Raw genomic sequence first — 25,927 nt, forward strand, 5'->3', positions numbered from 1 at the left:
CTGTTTCACTGGCGTAGTATGAATTTATTGCTAATTTTGGAATTGGTAATGTTTAGGGATTGCAAGGCCGACATTTTTAACTCAGGCCTTTAGTGAAATGAATACAAGTAAGGATAAAAATAATGAAATTGAAAACTTTGTTCACTGCTCTAAGTTTGTGTGTTTTAGCGGGTTGTGCTTCCACAGAGTCGGCACAATCTGATGTAGAAGGCAAAGAAGCCAATACGCAGATGGCTGATAATGATGTTGTTTGTGAGTCACGTGCCTCAGTCGGTTCTCACATGAAAAAGCGAGTTTGTAAGACTCGAGTCTCAGATGAAAAAAGACGAAGAGGAAGCTGCTCGTTATATGAAAAGTGAACGCAGAACAGTCAACGGTAATTAATTTACATTCAAAAGAGGGGGCTGAGGCCCCCTTTTTTTGTTAAGAATTTTGTGCGGTATAGTTCGCCTCACTTCATAATGAAAACGTGAAATTTACAGCTAACCCCAAAATCCACTCGATCGTTCCTTCATCAAATGCGTGACCTCTTAACTTTCTTTTAAGCAAATAGATTCTTTTAGCACTTTACATTTTAAGCAAAGTGTAGGACGGCAACATTTACCAATACAGTGTCAAATTACGACGACACCATCGTCAATCTTACATCCGCCACATTTGTTAATGAAAAGCTTGTTGGCTAGCACATGTTCTTTCCTGTGAGTTCATTGGATCCCCAAGATACGCAATCTCCAAAGCTATACACCTCTCATTAAAGCAAAGTGTTTTTGGTGCTCTGTTATTTTCAGGAATGGAGGATGTTTGTAATGTTTTGAATTTATAAGGTTTAATTCTAGTTTTAAGTTTGATTCTCAAAATTGAACATGATTGATGATTACTCGTATTAGCCCGTGATAAGTGCATTTTACGAGTGTTTCCAATGTAAATATAAATCATTAAATATCAATAAAAAGTGCACCTTTAGGGGGTGTCGATGTACTTTAATTGTTTAAATAAAAAGTTACCCAAATTGGGGGTAAAATAGTATTTTACATTAAATAAACCTATGTTAACTTCGGATTGTTGATGATTTCGCACGTATCTAAAAGTGGGCCATATTGATCTAAATATGTTAAATAATATGACTTGTTTCTTTTTTGTATCCTTGTTAATGGCATGTGCGTGTTGTTCAAAAGCTGTATTTACAATGGGTTATAAATGAAAAGTTGTTGTGTGTGGGTGATTAATTATATTTTTTATGGTTGTTGACTGTTGAGTGTGTTCGGGTTTAGTATCGGTTTCGCTCGTGAATAAATTAATAAAATTGTTTTTCTTCTAGCTGGAGTAAAACACTAAGCGGGTTTTAATAATATTTAATTACTATAACGTAATTATTCAGGGAGATAATTAATGTTAAACAATCAAGTATCTAAAGCGGTACGTTTGGCACTTATGTTTGGTGCAGCGTCTGCTTCAGTTGCTTCAATGTCAGCATTCGCTGCTGACGAAGCTGAAAAAGTTGAACGTATTGAAGTAACAGGTTCAAGTATCAAAGGTACTGACCTTGCAGGTGCGCTTCCAATCAGTGTTATCAGTTCAGACGACATCAAAAAAACAGGTGTAGTAAGTGTTCCTGAGTTGATTTCTCAAATTCCATCAATGCAAGGTTTTACTACGCCAGCTCAATCAGTAGGCGGTGGTGGTGCAGGTGTTGCGACTGCGAACTTGCGCTCAATCGGTGACGGTTACACGCTAGTATTATTAAATGGTCGTCGTCTAGCTCCTTCAGGCTCGGGTAGTTCTGTTGACTTAAACAGTATTCCAATTGCAGCAGTTGAACGTGTTGAAGTATTAACCGATGGTGCGTCAGCACTATATGGTTCAGATGCTATCGCTGGTGTTATCAACTTTATTCTTAAGAAAGAAGTATCTGAAACAACAGTTTCAGTTCGCACGGATCAACCACGTGGTGGCGCAGAGTCATATTCTGCTAGCATTACGACAGGTTTTGGCGATTATGATGCAGATGGTTTTAGCCTTGTTGCATCACTTAGCTATGATGAGCGTTCTGCACTTAAATCAACAGCACGTGAATTTGCTAAAACAGGTTTCCTTGAGTTTGAATACGATGGTCAAAACTATTACGACATCAACGGTTCTTCAAACGCGATTCCAGCAAACGCGTTCGTTGACTACAAAACGACAGTTGATGGTAAAGAAGTATCTAAGTTAGCTCAGTTAAACCCTTACTTAGCAAAAAATGGTCAATGCGCTGATAACAATGCGACTTTGAACAGCCCGCTATGTTCGTACGACTTTACTAGCACATTAGAAATTTACCCAGAATACGACCGTAAATCTTTCGTATTACAAGGTGAATTCAAAGTAAACGACGATATCAAAGCGTTCGCATCAGCACTTTACACTGATTACACAACAACGCCACGTATTGCACCTAACCCAACTGGTTTTATCAACATTCCACTAGATAGCGTACTTTACACTAACTACGTAAAACCTTACTTAACTGAAGAGCAAGCTGCAAACGCAACACGTTTCCGCGCTACATGGCGTGCACTTCCAGGTGGTAACCGCTCGAGTGAATATAACACAGAAACGTACAACACAATTCTTGGATTGGACGGTGTGTTATTTGATACTATCGACTTTAATACTGCGGTAGTGTACTCAAAAAGTACACGTACAGAAGACGTTAAAAACGGTTACTTCTACGCAGACAAGTTTGTTGACGCTATCAGCAGTGGTCGCGTAAATATCTTCTTAACACCAGAAGAATTTGCTCAAGATCAAGCGAGTATCGATGCTTTAGAAGCGGCACAATGGCGTCACAATAGTGACGTAACAGTAACCGAAAACTTGTCTTTCGATATTCGTGCTTCTCAGCCTATTTTTGAATTACCAGCAGGTGATGCATACATTGGTTACGGTGTTGAATACCGTAATAATACTTATGCATTAACTCGTTCTGCAGAAAATGTTGCTGACACGCAGTTCGGTGACGGCGGTGGTGATTTCGACTATGAATTAGAGCGTTCAAGCTACGGTGCATTCGCTGAACTACAAATTCCAATTCTTGAGAATTTAAGCATGAATGCGGCTCTACGTTATGACAGCATTGGTGGTGTTGAAGATAACTTGACCAGTGCTGGTAAAGTGAACGAAGACGAGTCAGACACAACATACAAAGTTAGCTTACGTTACGAAGCAACAGAAGACTTAGTATTCCGTGCGTCATATGGCACAGGTTTTAAAGCTGCAACAATGACTCAAATTGCGCGTCCATTATCAGCGTGGGGCGTAACAGGAGATAATTACAACTGTCCTGTTCCTTCAAGTGACCCTCGTGCTCAGTACTGTCCACCAGATAATATGCAATATGATGTATATTTACTTGGTAACAAAGATCTGAAGCCTGAGACGTCGAAGCAACATTCAATTGGTTTTGTATATTCACCATCGACAGAGTTGTCTCTTGAATTAGACTACTGGAAAGTAGAAATCGAAGACATGGTACAGACGCCAGACGAAGCGTTTATGTTCCAAAATCGTGAACTATTTGACAAGTTCTTTGTTGTGAAGCCAGACCGTTCTGACTCTACATCGCAAACTCTTGCGCTTGTTCAAGGCTCAATCAACATCGGTAAGTCTATTACTGCTGGTTATGACTGGAAAGTAACATACCGTAACGATTTCGATTTAGGTACTCTTAAGACAACGGTTCAAGGTACATACATCGATGAGCAAGAATACACTGTTGGTGGTGTACTTCCATTCGAGTGGGCAACGAGCTTAGGCCGTTACGGCGTTGATAATGCGGTTGTATTCCGTAACATTATTAATATCCAAAACGTGTTCACGCACGGTGATTTTGCTCACACCCTACGTTGGAAGTATAAATCTGGTTGGACAGACGCTGAAAAATCTGTTGGTGTTGGTTCAATTGCATTCCCATACTACAACAAAGACGGTAGCCTTGCGTCTACAACAATTCAACGCGACGTCCCTTCACATGCGACGGTTGACTACAAGTTGGATTACACAGGTATTGAAAGCGCGATTATCTCTGTTGGTGTGAACAATATCTTTGATAAAGAGCCTCCATTGTCACTTGGCGACCCAGCTGGTCACTTAGTTGGTTATGAAGGCCGTTACTATGACCAATTCTTAAGAACATTCTACGTAAACGCAGAATACACATTCTAAGAATTGATTTGATAAATAGGCTGCATTGCAGCCTATTTTTTTGAAAAGGAGATATTTCGATGAAAAAAGCAACAATTCTTTTAGCTATGTTGAGTGTAAGTGTCTTAGCCGGCTGCGCTAACACGAACAAAACAGCGTCAGTTAAATCGGATCAGGGGTTTCGATGTGAAAAGCAGTCAAGCCTTGGTACAACCATTCCTTCTAAATTATGTTCAACTAAGAAACAACGAGATGAAGCACGCGAGGCCTCAAAAGAAGCGCTTAGGCAGTCTCAAAGTGGAATTCTAACCGAGCAAGTGACTGGCAGAAATTAAGCGAAATTGACTAACCCGAACTGTTAAATCAATTTTGATTGAGTCTAGAAGTCTAAAATAAAAAAAGTAGACTTTTCAATTTCGAAATAACGGATGTTGGGCAATTTTGAAGTACAAAGAGAGAGCAGTGCTCTCTTTTAACATTTCTAAACAGGTCGTTTTTGTGATTTGGCGATTTATTTTTCGCCGTTGGACTCGTGCTTCAACTTAACGAGAAGTTTGAAACACATAATCCGCAAGCTGATCCGCAAGTTCTGACAAACATTCTACATTTGGATTGGTATACGCGTACGTTCTTAAACCGTGTATCCCCATCGTTAAAAAACGAGATTTGGCGGTTACATTTGTCGTCTCAGGTAATTCACCAAGTTCTACCGCTTTTTCGATGAGCGCTGTGATTGATTCTTCAAATTGGTGCATATTTTTAGAAAGAATGCTGCTCACCTCATCATCTTGACCGTCAAGTTCAGACAAGGTTTTTGTTAGTAAACACACTTTTGTACATTCTTCTTGAGTACAGTCAAACACGATAGTTGACAAAAACGCCTTCAAACCTTCTTTGATGGACGTAAATTGTTCGAAATGCGATTGCATTTTTTCACGTTTGTCCATCTGGTACTGCTCGATTGAGGCAAGAAGTAGTCCCTTTTTGTTCTTGAATGCACAGTAAATGGAACCTGGGTGCAGACCGGTCGCTTCTGTTAATTTCTGCATGCTGGTTTTGGCATAGCCAAACTGCATGAATGTCATCATTGCTTGGCGCAGCACAAAAGTTCTGTCGAATTCAGCGGTTCTCATTTCTCAATTGTGATTTTAAGTTTAACTTATGGACATCATAACCAAAGTTGATTGCTTATTCAAAAAAAGAACTTGAATGAACATTCAAAATAAAATATCTTGAACGTACATTCAATAAAGAAGTCCGAGTTTATGAATACACTGTTTCAAAAATTTAAATTAAACGAATCAATTGAACTACAAAACCATATTTTGATGGCACCGCTTACACGGTGTATGGCTGGTGACAATCTAGTACCAACTGATGCAATGGCAAAATATTACGCTAGAAGGGCGGATGCAGGTCTCATTATCAGTGAAGCGATTATCATTCGCCCAGATGGACAAGGTTATCCAAACACGCCTGGCTTGTTTTCAGCGGCTCAAGTAGAAGGGTGGAAAAAGGTTACAGCAGCAGTCCATGAAAAAGGTGGCAAGATTTTCGCGCAACTTTGGCATGTTGGACGAGTAGCACACCCGTATTTCTTTGGTGGCGATGTCATTGCTCCATCTGCCATCGGTGTTGAAGGCACAGTTCCGCGTATGCGAGATTTACAGTATGTCACACCAAAAGCAGCTACGGTTGAAGAAATTAAACAGTTAGTATCTGATTATGCTACTGCTGCAAAAAACGCAATCGAGGCAGGCTTTGATGGAGTAGAGATTCACGGTGCGAATGGTTATTTAATTGATCAGTTCCTACACCATGCTTCCAACGCGCGCGTTGATCAATATGGCGGTTCACCTGAGAATATGGCGCGATTTGCTATAGAAGTTGTAGATGCAGTAACGTCTGCGATTGGGCACGATCGCGTGGCACTTAGATTGTCGCCTGGCGCGTACTTCAATATGCCGGCGGATAAGCAAGATAGGGAAGTATTTGATTTTCTGATTGCACAATTAAACAACGTGAAATTAGCATACCTGCATGTCGGTATATTTGACGACGGCATGGAGTTTGATTACTTAGATGGCCGAGTTTCAGATTACATGCGCAAAGTTTATCAGGGGACGCTAGTTGGTGTTGGTGGATTCACCATTGAATCTGGGGCTAAAGCGATTGAAGATAAGCGTTTTGATCTTGTCGCAATCGGTCGCCCATTTATTGCAAACCCAGACCTAATAGCAAAAGCAAAACGTGGCGATGAACTTGTTGCTTACTCTGATGAAATGCTAACTTCACTAGTTTAATAATAAAGTTGTAAATTTTTTGCTATAACGTTCTAGCAGTTATTATACTGAACACGAGCATGGATGATTTTTGAACACGGATGTATCGCTTGCAATTAACTAGCGATTTCATTCCGTTGAAAGGGGCGAAATTGGTTTTTTGCCATTACATTAAGTGTTCAGAGGTAATAGCTGTATGAGCGTTGTCCATTGAAAAAGTTTATCCGTTCAATTTTTAGTACGGTAGACCAGTTTCTTAAGAGCCGTTTTATACTCTCAGTGCGTGAAGCATTTATTGCTTTACTTCCTTACTTTGTCAGTAGTGCGGTTGCCATTCTTCTTCTCAATACAGTAACAGCATTTGGCTGGTATCAAAGCGACAGTGGAGTCGTCTCACGCGTAAAGCAGGGGGCTGAGTCTCATACTCGCTTTATTTCCCGTCATGGTGAGCTTTTCTCTTGGTTTTTTTCTGTCCAAAAACTATGGAACTAGTGGCATCGTTGGCGGGCTATTAGCACTTTTGTGTTTCGCAATACATGGGCATTTTGTCACAGAATTCGAAGGGAATTTCATTGTCAACTATCAAGGCGCAAGCGCCTATTCAATCGTGATCCCTATATTAAGCAGCATCCAACTTAAAGCATTGTTAAAGTGGTCACCGAAGTTTCCGATTTGGCTTGGCAGTGTCAGTCCATTTCTTAAAGAAAAGTTACTGTTGCTGCTACCTTTCTCTCTCGTTTTCTTTAGTTTTTTCCTCTGGCTGCCACTACTTGATTTAATCGGCTTGTATATCGCGGCGGTATTGCAATCGCTCATGAAAGATTCAAGTGTTGTTGAATTGACCGCACAGCGTATGCTGCTGTCTCATGCCTTCTGGTTTGTCGGTGTACACGGCGACAATACGTATAATTTACTTTTTGACAGTCGTTTTTTAACGGAAGATATTTTACCAGGGATAAGCGCAAAAACGTTCTATGATACCTTTGTGTTAATTGGAGGAACAGGGTGTTTTGTCGGGTTGGTCTTAGCCGCGATGTTATTGCCGAAAAGGTCACATGAAAGGCACATTGCTTTTTTATCAATTCCGTTCAGTGTGTTTAACTTCTGCGAAATTATTCTCTATGGTCTTCCTATTTTTCTGAATCCAATTCTAATGATTCCCTTTTTTCTGACACCCATTTTTAATTTTGTGGTCGCTTACTGGGTTTTGGATGCAGGGTGGATCCCTTTTAATGACATTGAAATTAGTTGGATGACACCGACACTCGTAAACGGTTGGATTGTCGGAAATAGTTGGCACGCAGTTGCTTTGCAGGGCTTTTTGATACTGATTAACACCGCAATTTATTACCCATTCCTGAGCTGGCATCATCATCGAGTGAATTACCAACAGTCGTTGGAGCAGCTATCGGAACAGCTTGCGTTAACGAATGCATTCAATATGCAACAAGAGTCAAAGTATATCGCAAGACAATCAGAACAAGGGCACATAAATAAGGAGATTCGAGCGGTTATTACTGAACTCTCTCGAGGGACCCTAATGCTGTATTACCAACCGCAGGTGTACAGTGCAACAACCACTTGCTGTGGATTTGAAGCGTTATTACGGCTAAAAACAAAAGACGGTAATGTAGTGGGACCGTATTTCCTGGATGTTCTCGGTGCTCACCATCAGTCAGTGTTAATTGACTTATGGGTCATTGACACAGCAGCAAAAGATTTAGAACATTTTCAACAGGTTGGCTTAAAACCTTGCATAAGTATTAATCTACATCCTGATAGTCTGTTAAAAGACGACATTGTAAATCGTATCATACGTCGTTTTAAGCGTTACCCTAAACAGCTCATTATTGAAGTAGTCGAATCGAGTTATTTAAGTGATAGAGTTAATTTTATCCACCATATCGAGAAGTTACGTGAACATTTTATAGAAACAGCACTGGATGATTTTGGTTCTGGCTATTCAAGTCTGTCTATGCTGGCTGATTTACCGGTGAATTTAGTGAAATTAGACAAGCAATTTCTCGATAGGTGTGATTCAAGCTCAGGCTTTACGCTATATAGTAATGTGGTTAAGTTACTCCATGATCAAGGACATCGGCTTGTTGCTGAAGGGGTTGAAAGTCACAAACAATACGAATATGTAAAAAGTCTCGGTATAGAAAAGATCCAAGGGTGGTATTTTGAAAAGGCGCTACCGCTAAATGAAGCGATTGATTTCATTAATCGGGATTCAGAGAGTATAGTTAGGGAATAATGAAGAGCATTAGCGCGATGCTTTTATATGGCGTGAGGTTGTTGGCTTGTTCACCCGTCTCGACCCCAAAGCATTGTTGCAACAATAATTCGTGGACGAATGTCGTTTGTGATACACATAAATGATATAGTCCTTGGCTTGAAAGCTTATAAATCCGTGCCTTATGCGGTAGGTCACTATGCAAGAAGAACTACTTAACTCCGTTATTAAGATAACCAAAAATCGTGATATTGACTCGTTAGAATACAGCTTGATATCAACGATACAGGAATTTATTGGCTGTGATGAAATTTCTGTTTTTAAAGACTTGCAGGTGCCAGGAGAGCTTACCGTCGAACTCAGTTTATCGCTAAAGTTGATTGGTAAAAGTGAGTTTGAGTGGGGTGAACGTACGTTAATTAAAAATCCGCCCCCTGAACTTCTGAGTTGTTTGCAAAGTGCTTGTATTATCACTGTACAATCTAATGATGGTGTCGAGCGTAGATGGGTTCCCATCAATCTACATGACAAGCCTGTTGGCGCGATAGCGATTGTCAGTAAAGGACTTAAAAGTAGTGATCAAGTGCTGCTCAATGCGTTTTGCCGTATTTTTGAAAACTACCTTACGATTCTAAATGAAAACGAACGCGATAAATTAACTGGCTTACTTAACCGCCAAACGTTTGAAAGCAAACTAAAACAGTTGATTGAAAAGCAAGTTCTTAAACAGCATCGTGGAGTTTGGAATGAGGACAACCGTAAAAAGCACCAGGCAGCCTGTTCTTGGCTTGCTATTATGGACATCGACCATTTCAAACGCGTGAACGATACCTATGGGCATGTCTGTGGCGATGAAGTCTTGCTGTTACTTGCACAAAAAATGAAACAGTATTTTAGAGCAACAGACCTGCTGTTCCGCTTTGGTGGCGAGGAATTCGTTTTGGTTTTTGAGCCGACAAGTTACGAGGCGATCAAAGCCAAAATGGAAGGGTTTATGGAGCTTATCCGAACTACACATTTCCCTTTTGTTAAAGCGCTTACGGTGAGTGTGGGCATGTCACCAATCAGCCCTTACGATTTCCCAATTACGGTACTCGAGAATGCGGACAAAGCGCTGTATTACGCTAAAGATCATGGTCGTGATCAGTTAAGATTCTATGATGAATTAGTGGCTGAGGATTTAATACAATCGAATCAAGAGCAGTCTGACATCGACTTGTTTTAAACCGCTACCGTCTTAACTGTAAATTGCTTACACTAGTGCCAAGTATAAAAAAGCTTGGCACACAACATGTTGCGTATTATTCAGTCAAACCGAATGGAAGCGTTGCAAACTCAGTTCAACGCCGTCATTAAGCATGCACCCTTAGATTCGTTATTTAAAAAAGAAGTTGTGCTTGTTCAATCTCCGGGTATGTCGCAGTGGCTGAAAATCGGTCTGTGTGAAGACCTTGGTGTCGCGGCGCAAATTGATTTTCCGCTCCCTTCAAGCTTTATTTGGCGTCTTTACCAACAATTACTTGAAAATATTCCTGCCGAATCGGCATTTAATAAACCGAACTTAGCGTGGAAAATTAGCGCTATTTTACCAGCATGTTTATCGGATCCCCTTTATGAGCCGCTTGCGCGTTATTTAGAAGACGACCAAGATGGTTTGAAGTCGTTTATGTTAAGTGAAAAAATCGCAGACGTGTTCGACCAATACTTAATGTACCGCCCGAATTGGTTAGAGATATGGGAAAGTGGTATTAATGAGTTAAATGATACCGATGTTGAAAGCGCTCCGTGGCAACCTGATTTATGGCGCAAATTGGTTTCTCACACCGCCAATCTCGGACAAAGTCCATGGCATCGAGCAAACATGCATCAGAGTTTACTCGATGCGATTGCAACATCCCCGTTAGCTAAACTCCCAGAACGTATCAGTGTTTTTGGTATTTCAGCGCTGCCCCCTAGCCAACTTGAAATTATTAATCAACTTGCAAGTCGTATCGACGTACTACTCTATTTTTTTAATCCCTCAGATTCATATTGGGGCGATCTGGTTGACGAAAAAACGCAGGCGAAGATTAAGGCGAAGTACGCAAAGATGCCTAATCTCGATGTGGGGATTGACGAGTATTTTCAAGTTGGTAATCCTCTTTTGAGCTCTTGGGGTAAACTTGGCAAAGAGTATTTAGAACAACTTTTGGCACTCGATGCGACATGGTTAGATAGATTTGTTGCTGATTTTGACAATGGATTATTAGGTCATGTGCAACGGGAAATATATGAACTGGCATTCAAAGGACAATCTATAGGACAAGAGCCTGATTGGTACGTCTCCGATATAGGTCGATTTGAAATAAAGAAAGATGATTGTTCTATCCGAGTGCAAGACTGCCATACACCTCTTCGCGAAGTGGAAATACTTCACGATTATTTGCTGTCCTGTTTAGAACAAGACTCCACGTTGACACCAAAAGACATAATCGTGATGATGCCTGACGTGGGTAGTTACAGCCCATACATTGAAGCGGTCTTTGGCGGAGCTGGTGGCAAACGCAGTATTCCTTATGCAATTGCGGATCTCTCTTTGGAGCAAGAAAAACCGATCTTGCAGTCGTTTTTGCAGCTAGTTAATTTACCATTTAGTCGCTTTAAACGGTCCGAAATTATGGACCTTCTATCGGTAGAGCCGATTGCACAACAATTTGGCATCGAGCAAGAAGAATTTGAACAACTGAATGTGTGGCTAGATCGTGCCGCGGTCAAATGGGGTATAGATGGCCAACATAAACAAGAATTTGAGTTACCAGAACTTGATTTGAATACGTGGCAATTAGGACTTAACAAACTGCTCCTTGGTTATGCGATGGCAGACGAAACTGTTGAGTTTAATGGTGTCTTTGGCCTTGATGAAGTTGAAGGCATGTCAGTTAACACGCTCAGCAAATTCATTGCGTTCGTCGACGCACTTATTGAAGCGAAAAGTGCGTTGGCACTTGAAGCTTCTCTTGCCGAGAAAGCCCAAGTACTACTTGGTATTGTAAGTGTTTTTTACCATCCGGACTCGGAATCGAGTTGGGATATTCTGCAAATTCAACACGTAATTGATGGCTTAGAAAGTCACTACAGTAATCGTGATTATGTCGATGCAATTTCGCCAAAAGTTTTAACTTATTTAGTACAACAAGGCCTTAACGAAAAAGGAGTAGGTCAACGATTTTTAATTGGCTCAGTGAACTTCTGCACGCTTATGCCTATGCGGGCAGTTCCCTTTAAAGTTGTGTGCTTGCTTGGTATGAATGATCAAGATTACCCTCGCCAAGTCCAACCAATAGGGTTTGACTTGGTTGCGAAATCCATTCGACAAAAAGGTGACCGATCACGAAAATTAGATGATCGATACTTATTCTTAGAAGCTTTGTTAAGTGCACGAGACAAGTTTTACATTAGTTTCAACGGGCGTTCTTGCTTCAATAACGAGTTCCAGGTGCCTTCGGTGCTTGTTAGCGAGTTATTAGAGTACTTAGACAGAGCGTTCTATGTTGAGCAGGAGGCTAAATCCGTCAGTGAATTTATTTGGAAGCAAGCTCCGCTTCAACCTTTTAATGCGTTGCACTATCAACAAGGCGAGTTTCATAGTTATAACCCTACTTGGCTTGTCACTCACGAGCAAAGTGAACATGAAGCAGAACAATTAAAAGAAGTGTTATCGGAAATTGCCTTGCCTCAACTTGACGTTACCCAGCTCATTCGAGGGGTGTTAAACCCTCAGGCCTTGTTTTATCAACAAACTCTGGGTGTTCGCTTGCAACAAATTGAGGATTTAGATGGTGATGATGAACCGTTTTCGTTAGATGCTTTATCGCGTTATCAATACTTGAGCGAATTCCTCGAATGTATGCTTGAAGGAAAACACGTCGACGATGAGCAGTGGTTGCAACGAGGTGCACTGCCACAGTCTAACGTTGGCAAGTTGCAACTCACCACAATGCATCAACGAGTTGAACGTCAAGCCAACTTTCTCAAACCTTTACTTGCTAACTCTAAAGAACCAGTAGAAGTAACGTTATCTATAGAGGGCGTTGAATTGCAAGGGTGGCTCTCCTCACTTTATGAGCGTCAGCAGGTGTTCTATCGGAGTGCATCCATTAAAGCGAAAGACCTCATTGCTGGATTTATTTGGCATTGTGTTGCTTGTGGTCTAAATGAAGCCATTACAACGAGTGTCGTGGGATTGGATGAACGCGCCGAATTTAAGCCATTGGATGCTAAAGCGGCCATGCTCGAATTAACGCGTTGGCTTAAATTTTATTTGTCTGCAATGAAAACGCCGAAGCCCTTTTTCCCAACCTCGTCTTTAATATTCGCACAATCGGAAGACATGGGAAAAGCAATCCAGAAATATCAAGGAGGTCAATACATTGGTCGCGGAGATTGCGAAGACCCCTACGTGAGGTTGTGTTTTGGTGAAGTGCTGCAAGCCTACGAAAGCGAGTTTATTGAACTTGCAAATGATCTATTGAAACCGATTCTTGCTGTCTGTGAGGTGATTGAACATGAGAGTGCTTAATCCGTCTACTATGCCGCTTACCGGCCATGCGCTCATTGAAGCCAGTGCAGGCACCGGAAAAACTTACACTATTACGGGGTTGTATCTGCGTTATTTACTGGGTATGTATGGCGCTACCGGTGAGGGAGCTGAACCACTATCGATTGATAAAATATTAGTTGTTACGTTTACCGATGCTGCAACCCAAGAGATTAAAGACCGAGTTAGAAAGCGCATTGTTGATGCAAGGGATGCTCTCATAGGTGCGCCAGTGAAAGATGCGCTGATCAATGAGATTTTGTCGCGCATAGAGAATAAGCATGCAGCCTTTGATTTACTGGATGCGGCTGCGAAAAGTATGGATGAAGCGGCTATCTTTACTATTCATGGGTTCTGCCAGAGAATGTTGAAACAGCATGCTTTTGAGTCCAATCTTGCATTTAATCAGCAATTTATCTTGGATCAACGAGAGCTTATTGAACAAGCGGTTCATGATTACTGGCGTCAGTTTGTATACCCGTTAGATTTGGAAAAAACGAAAACCATTCTTGATGTTTTTGCAAACCCTGCTCAGTTGTTAAAAGCGGTAGCACCTTTTATCAGTAACGCTTCAGTTGTACTTGAGCCTGTAGTGACGTTGTCAGAAGTCCTCGCGGCGAAAACGACTTATCGAAATGACGTTATTGATTTTAAAGAAGCCCTCGTTGAACAAGGCTTCATTGAAGCGATTGAAGCATCGGACATTAGCGGAAATAAAGCGCCTAAACACAAAGCTAATCTGAGTGCTTTAAAGTCATATATTACCAGCACAGATTGGTGGTTCGAGTTTGGCTCAAGTCACAAATCATTTGAAACTTGGTCAACAGAGAGTGTTTCTCAGCCAGAAATCTATAAGAAAAATGGGCAACCATTTCAGCATGCGCTGACTGCACAATTTGATCATTTTGCAAAGTTGCACCATATCGTTAAACATCAGCTACCTATTGCGATTATGCAAGAATCGCTGGTGGCTATTCGCGCGAAGCTTATTAGTCAAAAAGAAAAATTTGGGATCCTAACACCAGATGATTTGTTAACAAGGTTGCATTTTGCACTGGATGGTAAGCTTGGCGAGACACTGGCAAGAAATATTGCTGTACAATATCCCGTTGCGCTTATTGATGAGTTTCAAGATACCGATCCCATTCAATATGGCATATTTAACGCTATCTACAACTCAAGCGCGGAAGTCAATGACCTGCCACAATTGACGATGATAGGCGACCCCAAACAAGCAATTTATGGCTTTCGCGGTGCGGATATTTTCACCTATATCAAGGCGAAGCATACCGTTGATGGGGAAAGACAATTTACACTTGCGAAAAATTTCCGATCAGACAAGGCCGTTGTGGATGCCGTCAATGCGGTTTTTACTCAGCATGAAGACAGCTTTATTTTTAACCGAGATATTCCTTTTCAAAAAGTAGATGCGCAAGGAAAATCAGAGTCAGATACTTTGACCATCGAAGGACAAAAACCTTCTCCTTTGGCCTTTAATGTATTGTGTGATGACGTTGATGTCACCGCTAAAAGTTTTGCTATACCGCAATTAGCCAAAGCATTTTCGACAGAAATCGCTGCTTTGTTAAGTAAAGCGAAGCATGGTCATGCTCGAATTGGCGACAAATTTGTTGAAGCAAGTGACATTTGTGTCTTGGTTCGCGATAGACAAGAAGCCGGTGCAATGAAGCAGGCTCTGTCAGCCGTCGGTGTCAGTAGTGTCTTTCTCTCTAGAGACAGCGTATTCAACCAACCAATTGCACGAGATTTATATCACTTTGTTTCCGTACTACACGGTAAATATGACGAAGGGCTGATCCGAGGCGTGTTAGCTGGCCCGTTATTTGGTCTAACTCATCAAGAGCTTTACAATCTCCAACAAGACGAGCGAGCTTGGCAACATTACCTAGATAGATTCTTCTTGTTAAGGAAGTCTTGGGATCGCCAAGGGGCCATGGCGATGCTGGAGTTATTATTGGTCGACAATGCGCTCCCGAGACTTTGGGCAACCCGAGGTTTCAATGTGGAACGAATTCTGACGGATTATAGACATTTAGCTGAACTCCTACAGCAAAAACAGTTAGAACTGGAAGGCACACATCGAGTTATACGATGGCTTAATCAACAGCTTGCCGATACTGCTAACGAGGGAATGCAGTTACGCCTAGAAAGTGATGCAGACTTAGTCAAGATTATAACGATGCATGCGTCGAAAGGGTTAGAATATCCAATTGTTTACTTACCGTTTGCAACAAGCTATCGCGAAACCGACGAAGCGAAGTTCCACAAAGATGGCAAGACTTTCGTTGACCTTCTTAAATCAGACGCGGCATTAGCCGCTGCACAAAAAGAGCGATTGGCAGAAGATATTCGACTTTTATACGTTGCGTTAACGCGAGCTGTACACCATTGTTCAATCGGTCTGTTTAACGTCGGTATGGGACGCAGTAAAAAATTGGCGATAACGCATACTGCGCTTGGTTTTGTGTTGTTTGGAGCCAGAGAATTTTCTGCTGCACATGAATGGCATCAAGCATTAGACACAATCTCAAGAGAGCAGGGCCTAACGTCGCGTATGTTGCAGGGGGAAATCGACGTGGTCATGTTACCGGCTGAAACCAGCAGCAAAACGCCTCTAGCCGTAAGAGAATTTGGCGGTCTGGTTGAACGGAATTGGCGCTCAACCAGTTTCAGTCAACTCACTTACCATACTGGCTCTGATGAAAGGCCTACCGGTGCAATAGATGAAAATCACCTACTAGATTTACCCGCGCAAGCTGATGACGCACTATCAAGTTACACATTTCCTAAAGGTGCCAAAGCAGGTAGTTGCCTACATGAAATTTTCGAGCTAATAGATTTTAATGCGCCGAATACACCGAGTGGCGAAAAAATCACGTTAAGTGAAGCTGTAGAGAAATGTCTGGCTAAATATGCCATTGATGAGAAATGGCAAGAAACAACGTCTAGGTGGATTCTGCAATGCTTGAACGCCACATTGATTGTTGACGGTGAGCAGTTGCTTTCGCTGCAAAAGCTTACGATGGCGCAATGTTTAGTTGAGATGGAGTTTCATCTGCCATTAAAACCACTTACGGCGTTGAAACTCAATCAGCTCTTAACTCGGATCACTGGGCACTCTGCTTATCTTCATTTTGATGAGGTACAGGGCCTACTGAAAGGGTTTATCGATTTAATTTTCGAATGGCAAGGGCGCTATTTTGTTTTGGATTATAAATCTAACTATTTGGGTGACAGTCCTGCTGACTATGATTTTGAAAATCTACAAACTGCGATGAATAGCCACCAATATCATCTTCAATACATCATTTATACAGTGGCTCTCCACCGCTTGCTTAAATCTCGAGTTGCGGATTATGACCCAGACACGCATTTAGGCGGTTCGCTCTATTTGTTTTTGCGTGCGTTACCGGATAACCAAGGGATTTATTTCAATCGACTCACAAGCTCAGATTTGGCTGAATTTGACGCACTATTTGTTGAGGGGGAGGGTTAAAATGTCCATGCAAGTTGGTTTTGATTTCGATGCTCGTGAATTAGATGTCACGCAAATTACCAAACACCTCTTAGCGCTCGGAAAAATAAGGCACAGCGATGTAAAACTAGCAAAGATGGTCGCCTTTGATAACGATGCTGTCTATTTCTTAGTTTTATTGCTGCTCATTGCCGAACAACAACAGCATACCTGTTTAGAGTTACGTCACCTTGATTGGATGAACCCTTTCGGACTTAGAGATAAAGAGCAGGTCATTGATTTTCCACTTGATGTTATTTCGATTAAGGATGCGGTTGAAGCAATCGATTTACTCGAAAAACACCCTGCGGTAGGTGATAACAAACCACTTTCACTGTTTGGTTCAAAACTTTATCTCTCGAGGCATGCTCGTTACGAGGCAACGCTTAGTCAGCGCTTTCTTGAAATGGCTAATCGTCAAATCAACGTGGATGCAGAACAACTGAAATGGTTATTGGCAGAGTATTTTCCAAAACAAAGCGATGAAGTAGATTGGCAAAAAGTCGCATGTGCAAATGCTGTTTTAAACGGCTTCTCCATTATTACAGGTGGCCCAGGAACTGGAAAAACAACGACGGTAACCAAATTATTGGCGATTTTGCAGTCTTTGTATCAAGGTGCTCCGCTTAACATAAAGCTAGTGGCACCAACCGGTAAAGCCGCGGCTAGGTTAAGCGAGTCGATAAAATCGGCCAAACATAAATTGGCGCTGCCTGAGATGCTGTCGACGCTGATCCCAGAAGACGGGCAGACGCTTCATCGTTTACTGGGAGTCATCCCTTTTTCAAATAAATTTAGACACAATGAATCCAATCCTTTGCATTTAGACGTGTTGATCGTCGATGAAGCGTCTATGGTTGACTTATCGTTGATGGCAAAATTAGTGAAGGCGTTGCCAAAAGGCGCGCGCTTGATTTTACTGGGAGATAAAGATCAGCTTGCGTCGGTCGATACTGGCTGTGTGTTGGGTGATTTGTGTCAAAAATTAACGTTAGGTGTAACCCCCAGTTATACGCCGGAACATCGACTCCAACTAGAGAACTTATGCGAAGCGGTATTTTCGGCTGCGGTTAGTGAGCAAGATGATTTTAAGCTTAGAGATTCTTTGTCCTTCTTGCAAAAAAGTCACCGCTTCAATGAGCAAAGTGGCATTGGTCAATTGGCACTTGCTGTTAACAACAATGACTCCAGACATCTAGACTGGGTCTTGGCACAAGGCTTTGCCGATATCCAATTAGAAAACCTGTCACAGCAAAGTTACACGAATCTCATTCTTGGTTCTGCACAACGCTATGCACAATATCTAACCGCGATAGCACGCAATGAAAAACCGAGTATGGTTCATGAATTGTTTAACCAATACCGATTGCTATGTGCAGTGCGAGAAGGCGCATATGGAGCAAATGAGTTGAACTTCAAGATTGAACAGGCGCTGGTTCAGCAAGGTTTGATTTTGCGAACAGGGCGGTTTTATTTGGGTATGCCAATCATGATCACGCACAACGATTACCAACTTAAATTGTTTAATGGTGACATTGGCATTTTGATGTTAGATGATGATGGGGAGCTTAAAGCAAGCTTTATCGACGATGCAGGTGAAACGCGTTTCTTCTATCCTGCACGGTTACCTCAATTTGAGCTAGCCTATGTTATGACCATACATAAATCTCAGGGTTCCGAGTTCCCACACACTGCAATACTGCTTCCACCTATGCAAAAAGCACAGCAAGGTATCAATCGACAACTCGTGTACACAGGTATAACGCGAGCAAAGCTTAAGCTCGAATTGGTGGCTCAACCTGAGGTGTTAAAACTGGCTATGCGAAAATCTGTGCAGCGAAGTTCAGGACTCTATGAACGACTAATTAGTTAATTTGGTTGAGCATACATGGGCGCATTTTGCTTAGCGCCCATTATGTAGGAAGATTTTGAATAACTACTTTAAGTAATCTACAGCAATTTGTGTCAAGGCGCGAACACCAACTTGAAGCGCCGGTTCATCAACATAAAAGCGAGGTGAATGGTTGCTTGCAGATTTATCCAAAGGCATATCTTTTGGTGTCACACCGAGAAAGAAAAAGAGTCCGGGTGTTTCCAACGCGTAATAAGAAAAATCTTCAGCGCCTGTGACAAGTGGAACTTCCATGACGTTGTCATCACCTGCTACTCGTTTTATCGATGGGATCATTTTCTCGGTCAGAGTCGGGTTGTTTACTGTTACAGGATAGCCATGTTTAATTTTGACCTCTGCCGTTGCGCCTTGTGATTTAGCTACTGTTTCTGCAGTAAACACCAGCTTTTCTTTGATATCGGCGCGCATATCTTGGTCGAAACTACGGATAGTGCCAATCAAAGATACTTCGTCAGGAATAATGTTCGATCTGATCCCACCATTGATCGCGCCAAATGACACGACGGACGGTGCTTTGGTTACATCAACTTGTCGAGACGCGATAGTTTGTGTAGCCATAATGACTTGAGCAGCTGTAACAATAGGGTCTACGCCATTCCATGGACGTGAACCATGGGTTTGTTTCCCATGAATGGTCATTTCGAAAGAGTCTTCACTCGCCATCAGAGGGCCGCTTCGGTATCCGATTTGTCCAGAATGCAAACGGTTGGTTACGTGCAATCCAAAAACAGCCTCCGGCTTGATGTCTTTGAATAGACCTTGTTTAAGCATTAATGCTGCGCCACCTTCTTCACCTTCAGGTGCTCCTTCTTCTGCCGGTTGAAAAATGAACATCACATTCCCTGAAAGCTGATCCTTCATTTCGTTTAATTGATGTGCCACACCAAGCAAAATTGCGACGTGGTTATCATGTCCACACGCGTGCATCACGCCAACCGTTTGACCTCGATAAGTTGCCGTTTGCTTTGAAGCAAAGGGAAGGTCGACTTGTTCTTTGACAGGTAAAGCATCCATATCGGCGCGAAAAGCGATTGTAGGGCCAGGCGTTGCACCTTTTAACATTGCAACGACACCGGTGTGTGCAATGTTTGTTTGAACATCCAAGCCTAGTGCTTTGAGGTTATCAGAAATCGTTTGACTGGTTTTAAATTCACGATTGCTCAGTTCTGGAAACTCGTGAAAATGTCTGCGCCAATCGATAACTTGTTGCTGTAAATCGGCGGATACGGTAATGGTTGAATTTTGTTTGGCCGATGCTGACATCGTACAGATTGCTAGAACGAAGGGTAGAGAAAGTGATGAGCGACGCATTGTGCTTCCTTTTTCTTTTTAGCGTATGGCGCAATTGTAAACCATGAAAGAAATTTGCGTTAAAACACCATAACTTTGAGTCGATTTAAGCAATAACATCGAGAAAACATCAAAGGCAAGTGCCTTAAGAAGGAAGAATGCACTGAGTGAAATAGCAACGATTGACTTTTCACTTTGGACGTGTTTTAACCTAAGTTTAAAGTAACTACTCTAAGAACAAGAATATGAAAACATTAGTTGAACAACTCAGTCAGTACGCACGCTATCATCGTGATAAAAGAAATATCGCGACTCATTTTATCGGTATTCCGCTTATTGTGATTGCAGTGATGTACTTGCTTTATTTTCCGGTTTTGGAAGTCGGTTCATTCACCGTTACCGCAACGTTAGTCGTGATTGCATTATCACTTGTTTACTATCTTATGCTTAGTCTATCTCTAGGTTTCGCGATGGCCGCTGCGTTTGCAGCAATGTATGCGATTGTCTGTTATTCAGCACCATATCTAGGTTCTTTTTCACACTACGGCATGCTTATTATGGGCGTTATATTGTTCGTGGTCGGTTGGATATTTCAGTTTGTTGGTCACTATTACGAAGGTAAAAAGCCTGCATTTGTTGATGACTTGATTGGGCTTGCGATTGGCCCACTGTTCGTGATGGCTGAATTTTTGTTTATCTTAGGTTTTCACAAACCACTAGAACAAGACATTATTCGTGAAGCAGGTGAATACCGTTAGATTCAGTTAAACCGAGTCAGTTTTAAAATGACGCATTCTTGAACAGGCAAGAATGCGTCAAATGAGGGAGTTAAAAAGTAACGCGGGTCTCTAAATGTGCCCCTTTAATGATACTTAAGTCCTGACAATTCAATCGAATTTTGCCGAAATAGGTTTCTAACAAAAAGCTTAAGTCTGGCGCACCTTGCTCCGCTAAATCAGAAAGTTGCTTACGAGCACGATGCAACATGATATTCATGTGATTCATTTGAATACCTAAATCTTTTGCCATGTGTTCACGATATTGCCAACCTTGATGTGATAGCTCAACGCCATTTTCCTTGTCTTCGATTCTATGTCTCGCGAGAAGCAAAAGAAGGTAATGGTGGCTGCGAGTACCGAGATCATATTCTTTATTATCGACATTAATCGAAAGCTGGGTGTTCTCTTCATCTTGGCTTACGTTGAACATCAGTGAGCAAGGCGCAATATTGTGTTCGTTGTTCATGATCTCAGTCGATTGGTGTTCTGTTGCGCAAATATATTGCCACTGAGTGCCTAACGCTTTGACGATTCCACCATCAAAAAGAGCTTGTCGGTCGTTGGTGTTTAGGTCTTCAATAAACCAATAATTAATGATTTTGTCATGGTAAATAATGAAGGAGGGTTCGTCGTCATTTGGTATAACGTGTTGGTCCGTCACTTCGATTACTTGGCGAGGAATGGACTGTGAAATTAGATAACGACAGTTTGTGTCCAAATCTCCAACAACATAGGAGTTTTCTCCGGCAACGGCGAAATCGATTTTGTCATTTACGGCTAACGTATAACTTAAGTTTTTGTCTAATTTTTTGTCGTTTAGCCACACACCGTTTGTGCTTACATCACGAATTTGCCATTTACCATCAGCCAATTCGATAATTGCATGATGTCGAGAAATCGTCGGCTTATCAATGATGGTATCAACGCTTAATTTCTGTCTGCCAACGGTATGGTAGCTCTTTAGATATACCTTTTCTAATTTCTGTTCATCAATTAAGTAAGCCATTGAAATTCCTTCTATCTAAAAATAGCGCCTTTTTTGTATACGCCGCTTGGTCGGCATTGTTATTCGAGGCTACCATATCGTTAATGGAGAGTATCAATCAAATTGATTCTTGCTGTCTTGACCAGATGATACCGTAATTTTGTTGATTATACGATTACAGCGGATTACACCATGATTGTTTCAAATTAGCGCTTTTTTTACTTGCGACCAAAAAAAGGATGGACCATATTTTAATCAGAAGGACCACGAAATTTTCCTTTCCCTTCTTTTTTTGCAGTGATTTGAAAGGCACTGCACTGCCGCTAAGGAGTACCGTTATGGGTGAATACCGCGCAATTAAAACCATAAAACTAGACGAGGTTTTCCAGTTTTGCGACCACTATGATTCTGAACCGCTTTCACTATCGAGTTCAGCGCTTAAAGTCGTTACAGATTTCACTCGTAGACAACCTCAAGTCATCATGAAAGATGTGGATGTAGACCATGCGTTGTATATGATGATAAATGGGCATGTAAGATCGAAGTTGGTTATTGATCACGATGATACGTTTCTTGGCGTGATCACCGCGAAAGATTTAACGGGTCGAAAAGTATTAGCAACAGCACAAAAGAAAAGCTTAGGTCGTGCTGATTTAACGGTAGAAGACATGATGACTAAGCGATTTGAGCTTCAAGCAATGCCATATCGTCTTGTGGAATCAGCAAAAATTGGCGACGTCGTTGAAACACTTCAAGATATAGGTCAACAACATGTGTTATTGGTTGACGACAAAGGCGCATTGCGAGGTATGATTTCGGCAAGTGACATTGCAAGAGCATTGCACATGCCGGTGAATATCTTAGAAAAAGCTCGGTCATTTAAGTCGATTTTCGAAATTATCCACGATAGAGAAGAATTAGACGCCTAGCAAAATCTATTTAGATACAGGTTGGAGAGCGCCAACCTGTATTGTTCAGCCAAATTCGCGTTTACGCTATTGCACTTCTCGATTTAATTGTCCCACGTAATTTAGTGCACCAACAATTGCAGCAACTTGCCCCGCAATACAGTTTTCTGGCGTGGAAAGTTCACCATCTGGGTAAACTTCTGTCGTTGTGACATAAGGAGCATTAGTTACGCCCATGCAAAGTCCCAACTTTGTACCGTCATAATTGATGACGCCAAACTGTTCAAGTGCAACTCCAATTAGTTCATTATTACTATCAGCTGGCGCAATCGTAGTTACCTTTTGGACTTCTTCAATGATCGCTTTTTGAAATTCTGGTTGTGGTTTTTGGGTATGGCCGACCAAATAAAACCCATCTGGGATATTCCAGTTGTGGTTGACTTTACCGTCTCTGGCTGCCAAAGCAGGACGAAATTCCGAGTTATCAGTGTCAGTCGTCTCATGCAAATCAATATGCATTAGAAAGGAGAGTTCACTGTCAGCTAGGTATTTGATAAATGAAGCTGCTTCAGGCGCTGGGCTGTTGCTGTAAAAAGAACGGTTTGGATCGATTGCATTTGGATTCCAGCGATTTATCGTTTCATAACCCCAAGGGCTAATGCAAGGTGCAACGATGAGATTAAATTTAGCTTCGTACTCTTTGCCAAAACGCGCTAAGAAATCAAGCGCGCCATGCACACCGCTCGTTTCATAGCCATGTACACCTCCGGTAATGAGTACATTGGGTTTTGTATTATCCCAAACTTTACTTTTAAGGATAAAAAGAGGAAAACGCTGAGCATAGTCTAACGTTCCGTACTGAACTTTATCAAAATTCTCAGTTAATTCATCAATCTTAGATACAACTTCGTTAAAATAACTGCGGTGAGATACTTGCGAGGAAAACCACATTTCTTTGTGGTGTTGTTGCCATGGCTCACCAGGTGTGCCAATTGGATAAATGTTATTCATTTAAGCTGCCATTACTTTGAAAGGTAGCCATTATGCTAAGAAAGCAGCGCTTTCTTAGCAAGTGAAATAGGGTGGTTAGACTAAATCGCGTATCCTTGCACACGAAGTTGTGCAAGTTGCTTTTCACATGGATTGAACGCAACGAACAGTAAGGTCGAATCAACAAGTGAGATTTTAGTAACTTTTAGTCCAAAAACAGAAAGTACTTTTACTCCAGTAATTTGTTCTGCTAAAACATAGCGACGTTTGCCTAGCGCATTTATGTAGTATAGTCCTTGAGAGCAAAAGACGGCTTTACGCTGACCTGTCAGAGACAAGGCTAAATGGAAAGCGCAAAATAGAACAATAACTAATGCAAGAAACAGCTCCACATGATTGAATGACGACTTTCCAAAATCATTCAACAACGCGCCAAATCCCCAGATCGCGACGGCGAATACGCACAATAGCACATAAAAAGATTTATTAATGTTTAGTTGTAATTCTCTCATGTCATCAACTCACTACATTTTTGATTGTGTTTAGCTTAATGGAACAAAATGGAGGAAATGTGGAGGTAGTACAAAATCACTAATTTTTGAGGTTGTATTTTGATATTAGTTATAACACATTGAAATATAACAAATGAATAACACGTTAAATATATCGAAAAGCATCTGCAGCGGTATAAACTCGATGGTGGCTTGAAGAAATTGTATTCGAAAGTGCAATTTTACTGAGGCGGCATTAAGGTTTTCCAGTTCGTTACGCTTTGATTTAGAAATCCGCACTCTTGATAAGCTCGTTCAATAAAACCCGTTTTACGAAGAATCGATAACCCTGTTTGCAATGCTTGAAATGCGTTTGCTCCAAGAGGATGCTTTTTTGATACAACAAAATGTCGACTGTCTAAAAGTGCAATTTTTAATTTTGGAATTGCCTCAATTTTATAGCCTGTACCTTGATATTCATAAGGGGGATGATTCGTAAAAGGTACGAGCATTACATCGACCCAGCCGCGACTAACCATTTTAGCCATGACTATCCAATCTGATTCATCAACAAGTGTTTTTGGCTTTAGCGCGTTAATTGTCTTCCAATCAACATACCACGCTTGGCTAGAAACAATTGAGACACCGCTTAAATCGGAGGTTATCTTTTTACTTACTTCAGCTATTCTAGAAGGGGAGGTAAAGATACCGGCAAAGTATTCCCCTTTACGAATTATAGGATCTGAAATGTAAACTTCGTCTTCGTATTTTGCTGCGTCACTGTACCAAATGGTGTCAAAACTAATTAATAACAAGCCATCTTTTAAAAGTCTTAAATTGCGCGCGTCATAATTGCCAAGTTCAAATTCAAACTGTAAGTTCAATCCCCCCAAGGCAATTGCTCTTTGTACCAGTATAAAGTCAACAACATCACGTTGACATACTTCGTGTTGAAAGTGCTCGATGGTCAGTGGTGAGTCACTACCTAAGAGTGTCTGGGTATATTCGTAAATATCTTTTTCAATAGTTATAGGCACTTCCAACCCATCAGAAGCGGATGTGCATAACGACATGAGGGTCAAAAAGGTTAAACAGGTTTTTTGCATGAATAAGTACCGTCGATTCCCTTATGAGTGTAGCGTAAAGTGTTATTTTTGGTTAAAAAAATAAACTTGCTAGACCAGTTTTCGTTTATTGCAAAATGAAAAAAAATCATATGCTGATACTATTTTTGAGCGCGGTAAAAGCTGCTATAAAAATAAACTTGCAACGAAAAGCATTCATCAAAGAGAGAATAGTCTGGTGCGGCTTTTCAAATTTAAAAGGAATAAAAAATGAAATTTGAACAGCTACTTACACACTTTGATATGGGCATTAGCATCGAGCAATTACAGAAAGAATCACTGTTAGACATTGCTATTTTGTTTATGGGACTTGATGGCGCAATTGATGATAAAGAAAAGCTTGTCGTTAAATCGTTTGCTCGCAATTTAGACTGGCATTCTGTTATTCCCCTCGATGATTACATTACGGACATGCAAGGGAAGTGTATTCTTGCCATCCAAAGTAACGAGGTTGAGTCATTTATTCAACACCGTTTGAAGCATATTGTAGATGCACCAATGCGAGACTTGGCTTTGAAACTAGCTACTGAAGTGTCAAAAGCGGATGGCACGGTTGATGACAAAGAACGCAGAGCATTGTCATTGCTTGAAGCGGAAATTATTTAGCCTGTACAAGAACGGTGAGACCTTGCGCTTT

The 25,927-nt window shown here is 41.3% G+C and carries 19 protein-coding genes; 13 read left to right on the forward strand and 6 right to left on the reverse strand.

What is annotated here, in order from left to right:
* Positions 1-122 precede the first annotated feature (122 nt).
* The 3 genes from J5O05_RS16945 (at position 123) to J5O05_RS16955 (ending at position 4,517) form a co-directional block, all read left to right on the forward strand.
* Positions 123-359 carry a hypothetical protein gene (locus J5O05_RS16945; protein WP_208843067.1) on the forward strand — a complete coding sequence of 79 codons (237 nt, stop codon included), beginning with the start codon at positions 123-125 and terminating at the stop codon, positions 357-359.
* Between the two features lie 1,030 nt (positions 360-1,389).
* Positions 1,390-4,203, forward strand: coding sequence for a TonB-dependent receptor domain-containing protein (locus tag J5O05_RS16950; protein WP_208843068.1), 2,814 nt, complete (start codon positions 1,390-1,392; stop codon positions 4,201-4,203).
* A gap of 59 nt (positions 4,204-4,262) precedes the next feature.
* Positions 4,263-4,517, forward strand: a complete 255-nt coding sequence (locus tag J5O05_RS16955; RefSeq protein WP_208843069.1) for a hypothetical protein — start codon at positions 4,263-4,265, stop codon at positions 4,515-4,517.
* A 207-nt stretch (positions 4,518-4,724) separates the two neighbouring features.
* On the opposite strand, the gene J5O05_RS16960 is transcribed toward J5O05_RS16955, so the two are convergent.
* Positions 4,725-5,315, reverse strand: coding sequence for a TetR/AcrR family transcriptional regulator (locus J5O05_RS16960; protein WP_208843070.1), 591 nt, complete (start codon positions 5,313-5,315; stop codon positions 4,725-4,727).
* Positions 5,316-5,447: 132 nt separating this feature from the next.
* Between J5O05_RS16960 and J5O05_RS16965 the strand changes: the two genes are divergently transcribed.
* From J5O05_RS16965 to recD, 7 genes are all read left to right on the forward strand, one after another.
* Positions 5,448-6,485, forward strand: a complete 1,038-nt coding sequence (locus tag J5O05_RS16965) for an alkene reductase (protein ID WP_208843071.1) — start codon at positions 5,448-5,450, stop codon at positions 6,483-6,485.
* A gap of 189 nt (positions 6,486-6,674) precedes the next feature.
* Positions 6,675-6,956: a hypothetical protein gene (locus J5O05_RS16970; protein ID WP_208843072.1), complete on the forward strand. Its 282-nt coding sequence runs from the start codon at positions 6,675-6,677 to the stop codon at positions 6,954-6,956.
* Positions 6,907-8,721, forward strand: coding sequence for an EAL domain-containing protein (locus tag J5O05_RS16975; protein WP_208843073.1), 1,815 nt, complete (start codon positions 6,907-6,909; stop codon positions 8,719-8,721). Before J5O05_RS16970 ends, J5O05_RS16975 begins: the two co-directional genes overlap by 50 nt.
* 178 nt (positions 8,722-8,899) lie before the next feature.
* Positions 8,900-9,925 carry a GGDEF domain-containing protein gene (locus tag J5O05_RS16980; protein ID WP_208843074.1) on the forward strand — a complete coding sequence of 342 codons (1,026 nt, stop codon included), beginning with the start codon at positions 8,900-8,902 and terminating at the stop codon, positions 9,923-9,925.
* A gap of 66 nt (positions 9,926-9,991) precedes the next feature.
* On the forward strand, positions 9,992-13,258 hold the full coding sequence (gene recC / locus J5O05_RS16985; protein ID WP_208843075.1) for an exodeoxyribonuclease V subunit gamma: 3,267 nt from the start codon (positions 9,992-9,994) through the stop codon (positions 13,256-13,258).
* Positions 13,245-16,793, forward strand: coding sequence for an exodeoxyribonuclease V subunit beta (gene recB / locus J5O05_RS16990; RefSeq protein ID WP_208843076.1), 3,549 nt, complete (start codon positions 13,245-13,247; stop codon positions 16,791-16,793). Before recC ends, recB begins: the two co-directional genes overlap by 14 nt.
* Before the next feature lie 7 nt (positions 16,794-16,800).
* A complete protein-coding gene (gene recD, locus J5O05_RS16995; protein WP_208844562.1) occupies positions 16,801-18,684 on the forward strand; it encodes an exodeoxyribonuclease V subunit alpha in 1,884 nt (627 codons plus the stop codon).
* Between the two features lie 63 nt (positions 18,685-18,747).
* Here the strand turns inward: recD and J5O05_RS17000 are convergent, their stop codons facing one another.
* On the reverse strand, positions 18,748-19,986 hold the full coding sequence (locus tag J5O05_RS17000) for an amidohydrolase (RefSeq protein ID WP_244369502.1): 1,239 nt from the start codon (positions 19,984-19,986) through the stop codon (positions 18,748-18,750).
* Positions 19,987-20,258: 272 nt separating this feature from the next.
* Here J5O05_RS17000 and J5O05_RS17005 point away from each other — a divergent pair, with 272 nt between their 5' ends.
* Positions 20,259-20,771, forward strand: coding sequence for an Mpo1 family 2-hydroxy fatty acid dioxygenase (locus J5O05_RS17005; RefSeq protein WP_208843077.1), 513 nt, complete (start codon positions 20,259-20,261; stop codon positions 20,769-20,771).
* Between the two features lie 70 nt (positions 20,772-20,841).
* On the opposite strand, the gene J5O05_RS17010 is transcribed toward J5O05_RS17005, so the two are convergent.
* A complete protein-coding gene (locus J5O05_RS17010; protein WP_208841704.1) occupies positions 20,842-21,798 on the reverse strand; it encodes an FHA domain-containing protein in 957 nt (318 codons plus the stop codon).
* A gap of 317 nt (positions 21,799-22,115) precedes the next feature.
* Here J5O05_RS17010 and J5O05_RS17015 point away from each other — a divergent pair, with 317 nt between their 5' ends.
* Positions 22,116-22,706: a CBS domain-containing protein gene (locus tag J5O05_RS17015; protein ID WP_208841705.1), complete on the forward strand. Its 591-nt coding sequence runs from the start codon at positions 22,116-22,118 to the stop codon at positions 22,704-22,706.
* 66 nt (positions 22,707-22,772) lie between these two features.
* On the opposite strand, the gene J5O05_RS17020 is transcribed toward J5O05_RS17015, so the two are convergent.
* The 3 genes from J5O05_RS17020 to J5O05_RS17030 form a co-directional block, all read right to left on the reverse strand.
* On the reverse strand, positions 22,773-23,696 hold the full coding sequence (locus tag J5O05_RS17020; RefSeq protein WP_208841706.1) for a M14 family metallopeptidase: 924 nt from the start codon (positions 23,694-23,696) through the stop codon (positions 22,773-22,775).
* 80 nt (positions 23,697-23,776) lie between these two features.
* The gene (locus J5O05_RS17025; RefSeq protein WP_208843078.1) at positions 23,777-24,187 is read right to left on the reverse strand and encodes a hypothetical protein; all 411 of its coding nucleotides are present in this window, start codon (positions 24,185-24,187) and stop codon (positions 23,777-23,779) included.
* 221 nt (positions 24,188-24,408) lie between these two features.
* Positions 24,409-25,272 carry a hypothetical protein gene (locus J5O05_RS17030; RefSeq protein ID WP_244369498.1) on the reverse strand — a complete coding sequence of 288 codons (864 nt, stop codon included), beginning with the start codon at positions 25,270-25,272 and terminating at the stop codon, positions 24,409-24,411.
* A gap of 228 nt (positions 25,273-25,500) precedes the next feature.
* On the opposite strand from J5O05_RS17030, the gene J5O05_RS17035 reads away from it, so the two are divergent.
* Complete coding sequence (locus J5O05_RS17035) at positions 25,501-25,896, forward strand: tellurite resistance TerB family protein (RefSeq protein WP_208841708.1); 396 nt, start codon at positions 25,501-25,503, stop codon at positions 25,894-25,896.
* Positions 25,897-25,927: the final 31 nt, after the last annotated feature.

The organism is Pseudoalteromonas xiamenensis, from assembly GCF_017638925.1.
Taxonomy (GTDB): Bacteria; Pseudomonadota; Gammaproteobacteria; order Enterobacterales; family Alteromonadaceae; genus Pseudoalteromonas; species Pseudoalteromonas xiamenensis.